General features: G+C 41.7%; 6 protein-coding genes. 4 read left to right on the forward strand and 2 right to left on the reverse strand.

Annotation, left to right across the window (positions count from 1 at the left end):
* Positions 1 to 156: 156 nt before the first annotated feature.
* Both JIG41_RS00180 and JIG41_RS00185 read right to left on the reverse strand, forming a co-directional pair.
* Positions 157 to 525 carry a YacL family protein gene (locus tag JIG41_RS00180; protein WP_075594193.1) on the reverse strand — a complete coding sequence of 123 codons (369 nt, stop codon included), beginning with the start codon at positions 523 to 525 and terminating at the stop codon, positions 157 to 159.
* 131 nt (positions 526 to 656) lie between these two features.
* A complete protein-coding gene (locus tag JIG41_RS00185) occupies positions 657 to 881 on the reverse strand; it encodes a hypothetical protein (protein ID WP_036974279.1) in 225 nt (74 codons plus the stop codon).
* 259 nt (positions 882 to 1140) lie between these two features.
* Between JIG41_RS00185 and uvrD the strand changes: the two genes are divergently transcribed.
* From uvrD to JIG41_RS00205, 4 genes are all read left to right on the forward strand, one after another.
* Positions 1141 to 3306, forward strand: coding sequence for a DNA helicase II (uvrD, locus tag JIG41_RS00190; protein WP_036974281.1), 2166 nt, complete (start codon positions 1141 to 1143; stop codon positions 3304 to 3306).
* On the forward strand, positions 3284 to 5356 hold the full coding sequence (locus JIG41_RS00195) for a GNAT family N-acetyltransferase (RefSeq protein WP_075594194.1): 2073 nt from the start codon (positions 3284 to 3286) through the stop codon (positions 5354 to 5356). Before uvrD ends, JIG41_RS00195 begins: the two co-directional genes overlap by 23 nt.
* The gene (locus JIG41_RS00200; protein ID WP_075594195.1) at positions 5319 to 6443 is read left to right on the forward strand and encodes an ABC transporter substrate-binding protein; all 1125 of its coding nucleotides are present in this window, start codon (positions 5319 to 5321) and stop codon (positions 6441 to 6443) included. Before JIG41_RS00195 ends, JIG41_RS00200 begins: the two co-directional genes overlap by 38 nt.
* 67 nt (positions 6444 to 6510) lie before the next feature.
* Entirely contained in the window at positions 6511 to 7359 is an 849-nt protein-coding gene (locus JIG41_RS00205; RefSeq protein WP_036974285.1) for a CZB domain-containing protein, read from the forward strand.
* Positions 7360 to 7666: the final 307 nt, after the last annotated feature.

Below are 7666 nucleotides of genomic sequence, written 5' to 3' on the forward strand. Positions count from 1 at the left end.
AACTCCAAAACTTCTACTCAATGAGTGAGAGTTTAATACTTGAGCCCAGGCGAGAAAGATCCTTCCCTAGAGTCGTTAAGAAAAAACCAAGCCGATACCCTCGAAAATACAATGCCGCTCACCTTAAGTGAACGGCATTAGGGCTTTAAGCCCTGCTTAACGACCTTGCGCAAACGCGTGCCAAGACTCAATTAAATCAACAAAATCCTCAAAACCGCAGCCACTGCTTAAGCCATTTTCTTCAAGCATTAAATCATCATCCTGATACGCCATGAGATCTTCATTATCTTGATGAAGAGCATGGGCTTCAAACAACGCTTCGTCCTTACTCAAAATCAAATCTATTTCTTGGCCTTGCAGTGTTAAGGGCTCATGGCTATTTTTAACGGCGGAAATTAGCGCCTGGACCATCGCTATTTTTTCTTTGCCTATTTCTTCATTCAACCAACGACCGATAACCGCATGTTCAGTCGAAATTTTAATACGTAAACCGCTCATTGGATCGCGGATAAATTGATATTCCATCGTAAATACTCACAACTCTTGATGCTGTAATTATATCGGTTGCGGCATGCAGTAGCGAGTTCAGAAGGCCAAAAACAACACTAGCGCCCAATGGCGCTAGTGTTAATGCTGTTTAGATATATAAAAAATTGCTAGAGTCGCGACTTGAAACGCGCGGCATCAATGATTGCCCATAGGTATACAATCGGAAGTAATATGAAACCAACGGCGACATAAATTAATACCCCACTTATGATCCACGCTAAGAAAAATGCGATCGCCGCCATCAAACGACCTTGCACCAGTTGCCCTAAACCGGGAAAAAAGATATTACATATTGCTGCGATTACATTACCGCCAGAACCTTGCTCTGCCATACTAACCTCTGTAGTTTTTGATGATTATACTTTTTATAAACACACTTCATGCCAACTTATTATATTTTATAAATCAAAACGTTAAATTTTAACACTGTTTTTATTTTAGTTCTTTTTGCCACAAATAGGTCAAATTCACAATTTTTATTATGCAATTTTAATAACTTGCCAAAATAGCTGTTTATAAAAACAGTATTTTATTTAGCCTTGCATAAACACCTGTTATACTCCTCTCATTATAGATTGAAAAGGCGTAACGATGGACGTTTCTGAATTACTCGATGGCTTAAATGACAAACAACGGGATGCAGTCGCAGCCCCATTGCAAAATATGCTAGTACTTGCTGGTGCAGGTTCTGGTAAAACTCGAGTACTTGTTCATCGTATCGCATGGCTAATGCAAGTTGAGCAAGCCTCTGCCTACAGTATTTTTGCCGTCACCTTTACCAATAAAGCTGCAAAAGAGATGCGCTCTCGCGTAGAAGAAACCTTAAAAGCGCCTGTTGGTGGCATGTGGATTGGCACTTTCCACGGGTTGTCTCACCGTATTTTGCGTGCACATCATCGTGAAGCAAAATTACCTGAAAGCTTTCAAATCTTAGATTCAGACGATCAGCAGCGAATGATCAAACGCTTACTTAAAGCAATGAATATCGATGATAAAAAGTGGCCAGCGAAACAGTTTAGCTGGTACATCAGTGCTAAAAAAGACGAAGGTCTGCGCCCTAAAGATATTCAGGCTTACGATATCAATGAGCAAATGATGCTGAAAGTTTATGCAGCATATCAAGAAGCATGTGATCGTGCTGGTTTGGTCGACTTTGCAGAAATTTTATTACGCTGCTACGAAGTACTTAACAATCACCCTACGCTACTGCGTCATTATCAGCAGCGTTTTGCTCATATGTTGGTAGACGAGTTCCAAGATACCAATACGATTCAATATGCTTGGTTAAAGCTGCTAGCAGGAAACACCAACAGCATTATGATAGTAGGTGATGATGACCAAAGTATCTATGGTTGGCGCGGTGCACGTATTGAGAATATTAAACGCTTTTTAACCGACTTCGAAGCCGAAACCATTCGTCTTGAACAGAACTACCGCTCAACAGCCACAATATTAAAAGCCTCCAATGCGCTAATTAAAAATAATGCTGAACGCATGGGTAAAAGCCTCTGGACCGATGGTAACGAGGGTGAACCAATTTCGGTGTATGCCGCTTTTAACGAATTAGATGAAGCCCGTTTCGTAAGCAGTAAACTGCGTAGCTGGCTAAATGCTGGTAATGCCTTGCAAGATGCCGCGATTCTATACCGTAACAATGCGCAATCTCGTGTACTCGAGGAAGCCATGTTACAAGAAGGGCTTAAATACCGCATTTATGGCGGCATGCGCTTCTTCGAGCGTCAAGAGATTAAAGACGCCCTTTCGTACCTGCGCTTAGTGGGTAATCGCCAAGATGATGCCGCCTTTGAGCGCGTTATTAACACCCCTGCTCGTGGTATTGGAGATAAAACCCTCAGCCACATTCGTGACTGTGCGCGGAACGAGTCTCTTCCTCTGTGGTATGCTGCAAAAGCCATTATTGAACAGCAGCATCTATCTGGGCGTGCAGCCAGTGCAGTAACAAAATTTTTAGAGCTGGTTGAGCACATTGAAGACAAAATCAGTGATCTTACCTTAGAAGAGCAAGCTAAATACGCGATTCAAACTTCAGGGTTGATGGCCATGTACCAAGCTGAAAAAGGTGAAAAAGGCCGCGCTCGCGTAGAAAACTTAGAAGAGCTCATTAGTGCCTGTGGCCAATATGAGCTACCTGAAGACGAAGAATTCAGCTCACCACTGCAAGGCTTTCTTGCGTACACTTCTCTCGAATCAGGCGAAGGTCAAGCCGATGAGCACGAAGATGCCGTGCAAATGATGACACTTCATTCAGCAAAAGGCCTTGAGTTCCCGCTTGTTTTTATGGTGGGTGTTGAAGAAGGCATGTTTCCTTCACAGCAAAGTAATGAGGAGTCTGGTCGCTTAGAAGAAGAGCGCCGTTTGTGTTATGTAGGCATGACCCGAGCGATGGAAAAGCTGTACATTAGTCATGCTGAAACTCGCCGTTTATATGGCCAAGAAAAATACCACAGCCCCTCTCGATTCTTGCGCGAAATGCCAGAAGACTGTGTTGAGGAAATTCGTATCAAAACACAAGTTTCAAGGCCCCCAGCCGCAGGCCGTTTTAGCTCATCAGTCACACATGCCGCATTTGAAGACAGTGGCTTTAATTTAGGGCAACGCGTTTTACATGCAAAATTTGGTGTAGGAACGGTACTAAATTATGAAGGCAGTGGTGCACAGTCACGTATTCAAGTGAACTTTGATGATTTAGGCAGTAAGTGGCTTGTTACTCAGTATGCAAGACTTCAAGCCCTATAACGACTACCTAAGCATGCTCATCACTGAGCTGACGATTGCCAAGCATCGTCAGCTTATTGTGGTGCAAGGCGATGCAACCTGGTGTTATGCATTTGCCAATCAACTGTCACTGCCAAACACGTATGTGTTTAGCAGTTGCCATCAATTAAAAAATAGCGTCTTCCCAAAGCATGTTCATCAAATTCTTGGACAAGAGTTTCAACACGCGATTTTTGATGGTTTTAGTGGACTGTATGCAGATAAGTTAGCCGCGCTTGCCGGTACAGTTAAAGCCGGTGGTGTGTTTATTTTATTACTCCCCAATGACCCAACATGGGTCGATCCTGCGCTTGAAAACGTCACATCGTTTGGACAAACAATAACGCATAGTTTCTTTAATGAACGCCTAACTACATTATTAGAGTCGCAAACACACATTTTTAAGCAGCACATCACGCCAACGACATATCAAACAATACACCCACATCACGCATTAATTGACTTTTCTCAACAACAGGCGTGTATTGAGCAAATAATTAAAACAGCACAGGGTCGCGCACATCGTCCTCTCGTAATTAGTGCTGATAGAGGGCGAGGAAAATCAGCCGCATTAGGCCTTGCAGCTGCTGCATTAAAGGATAAAAAAATACTGCTGTGTGCGACTCAAGTTAAAGCGGTGCAAACCACATTTAAACACTTAGCTGAACAACTTAATGTCCCTTTGCAAGCCAATTGCAAGCAACTTGCAAACCTAAGTTATAGTGCTCCTGATAACCTCCTTAATGAAAAACCTCAATGCGATCTGCTATTTATAGATGAAGCTGCAGCTATCCCTGTTCCTATGCTAATGCAAATTTTACACTCGTACCCACGTATTGTGTTTGCTAGCACCATGGTCGGTTATGAAGGCAATGGCCGCGGTTATACACTGCGCTTTTTACATTATTTGCGCAGCCAGTTTAAGTCATTAAAGACAATAAACTTAGACGCACCGATCCGCTTTGCAAAGCATGATCCGCTTGAGTACGCCATACGCGATTTATTACTGCTTGATGCGCAATACAATCAAGTCGCTAGTTCGTTACCTTTGCAGTTCGAGCAGGTTAGCAAGGAGCGCCTTATTCGTGATGAACACTTATTAAGCCAAGTTATGGCACTCCTCGCGTTAGCGCACTACCAAACCAGTGTGAGTGATTTACGTCAATTGCTTGATGCACCTGAATTACACTTATTTATTTGCCGACAAGCAGAAAACCTACAAGCCGTCTGTTTAGTCGCAATTGAAGGGGGACTATCGCAAGATATTGCAGAGCAAGTAATAACAGGCGAACGCCGCCCGCAAGGGCATTTAATGGCACAAACATTAACTCAGTTAACGCATGATACGCAGTGGCTAACAGGTCACTCTGCACGCGTTGTGAGAATCGCTGTAGCACCAGAGAGCCACCAACAAGGTATAGGATCTGCCTTATTAGATTTTTGCCAACAACAACTAAGTACGTGCGATTTCTTTGGTGCAAGTTTTGGGGCAAATGCGTCATTAGTTAGGTTTTGGAAAACAAATGGTTTTCGCCTTGTAAAGCTAGGTTTTAACCGTGATAAAGCCACTGCAGAACATGCTGCACTTGTTATTAAGCCATTAAAAACACAAAGCAAAGCAGTCACAGAGCAATTAAAAGAAGAATTTAAGCAAGACCTATCCGTGCAACTATTTGGGCATTTTAACTCTTTACCATGGCAACTAGTTGATGAACTACTTTCAGGCTATTCAACAATAGGTTGCTCTTCAGAAATGCTTAATAGAGCAGACAGGTTACTCAACAACGACGTTACACTCTTTAAATTACAACCCTTACTGTGGCAGCTTATTTGGCACATGCCTATTAGTCTAAATTTACTCGACCAAGATACAAAAATGATCCTTATTAGACTAGTATTACAGCAAATTGATGTGAAAAGCGTAATTGATGAAGCACACTTCACGGGTAAAAAAGAGTTCGACATTCGGTTCAAAAAAGCAGTACACGATTGGTATGCCCAGTTTACTTTACTTAATAAGAGCAACCCTTAAGCGCCTAGCGATTTGCTTGCTTTTCGTGCCTATTATAGGCAACACTCAACATACACAGCCACCTATAAAATTAGGGATGTCTACCGCACTAACAGGCCCTGCAAAACACATCGGCGAGCAATTAGCACTGGGTAGTACAATCTATTTCAACAAAGTAAATGCACGTGATGGAATACATGGTCAAAATATTGATCTTATTCTTGCTGATGACGGTTATGAGCCTAAAAATACCGTTGTAAACACGCGACAATTTTTATTTAACGACAAAATAGACGCTATCTTCGGCTCGATGGGTACACCGACTGCAAATGCGATTAAGCCCCTTTTAGATAGACATCGAGTGCCCTTCTTGATGCCTTTTACTGGTGCTGACTTTCTCCATAACCAGTCAATGCCAAACGTCTTTAACTTACGCGCAAGCTATCAAGATGAAGCGATAGAGCAAATTAATTATTTAGTTCAGGAGCGCAAGCATAAAAAAATAGGGTTGATAATCCAAGCCGATGAGTTTGGTTTTTTAGTTGAAAGTAACTTAATAATGGCACTGCAAAAACACGATTTGGTACCGGTTGAAGTTGCACGTTTCAAACGAAATAGCGAAGAGATATCAAAGGCACTAGAACAACTTAAAGTTAGTGGAGTCACCGCAGTATGCATGGTAGGCACTTATCAACCATTAGCCGAATTTATTAATACTGGATACGAGCAAGGTTTTAAACCCGACTATACCTCAGTATCATTTGTGTCGAGTTTTGATTTATACTCTCTCATTCACCACCCAAGTACTATTATGGTAACGGAGGTTGTGCCAGACCCCAATCAGTGTGACAACTCCTTATGCAAGCAATTTAGAGCAGATATCAAGCCCTATAACACAAGCCCTAACAGAATTATTTTTGAAGGCTATTTGAATGCAGTTGCGTTAGTGAGCGCCGCACAAAAGTGCACAACACCGTTGAATAATCAATGCTTGCTGACTGAACTAAATAAGCTCTTTAGTGATACGTCTGAGTTTGCCGATTTATTTAACAATCAGACAAACAACACGGATAAAAAGATCTACCGATCCTATTTTAAAAGTAATTGAAATTAACTACTGCTAAATCGAAATAATGTTCTATGCTTTAAAGACTTAACAAGGCTTTGAGGGAAATATGGATCTGATTAATTTTCGTGTTGGGCAAAAGACCATTTCACTTAAGATTCTCGATATTCTTCTAACAGAACGTTACGAAAATAACCTGACATCTTTGCCTAATGAAAATAAAAGCTTCATTGGTGTAAAAGATTACATGGAAACACCCACGCCCATCTTTGATTTAGGCATTGTACTTAATAACCAATCAACCAATAAGACAAATGCTGAGCTCACTGACTTATTGGTTGAAAAAGAAAAAGATCACCAACAATGGTTGAGCGCACTAGAGCATAGCCTGCTCACAGGCGCAGCCTTCACAAACACAATTGATCCGGATAAATGCGATTTTGGCCGATGGTACAACAGCTTTAAAACTGACAACGAAGACCTGCAAAATATCCTCGATAAGTTCGACACCCCCCACAGAGAATTGCACGCCATGGCGCGTGAATTCTTAGACCTTCAAAAAACAATGACAAAAGAGAACGTTATTCGTTTATTTGAAGAAAAGAAGCGCCAAGTGTTTAATCAGTTAATACGCTTGTTTGAGTCTGCAAGAGAGCAGATTATTCTGGATTACAAGCCTATCATAATCTTTACCACTAAAGATGGCGTAACACCTCATATAGGCCTCCTCGTTGACAAGGTAGAAGACAATATCAATGTAAAGAAAGAGGATATTAAACCGCTTGATAAGCTTACCTCCGTAGGTTTTGATGTAGATCCTCAAACTAAAAATATGATGCGTGGTTTAATCAAAATGAAAAACAAGCATAGTTTGTTACTCGATCCTAGCGCCATATTCCGCCCTGAGCATTTAATGCGCCATGAAGCCGAAGAGACCGAAGAATATGGCTTGTTTTAATAACTAGCAATGAATCACTATCTCGTTGGAACAGCTATAGCCGTGAATATCAGTGGTTATGCATGAAGGGCATATCAGACACTTTCGGCACTCAAGTGCCTCTACATCCTAATTATTTGAGCCAGAAGTGAAATGAGCGATTTAGAGCCCCTGCACTTCTGTCATTGTGATTAAGAAGCGTGGGAACGGCTTTAGCCGTGAATGTCAGGGGTTATGCATGAAGGGCATATCAGACACTTCGGCACTAAAGTGCCTTATATGGACTCCTCCTATTGCACAATACCCTTCGTTAATTTTGTTAGACTGC

It is taken from the genome of Pseudoalteromonas sp. bablab_jr011 (assembly GCF_016464045.1).
GTDB lineage: Bacteria > Pseudomonadota > Gammaproteobacteria > Enterobacterales > Alteromonadaceae > Pseudoalteromonas > Pseudoalteromonas lipolytica.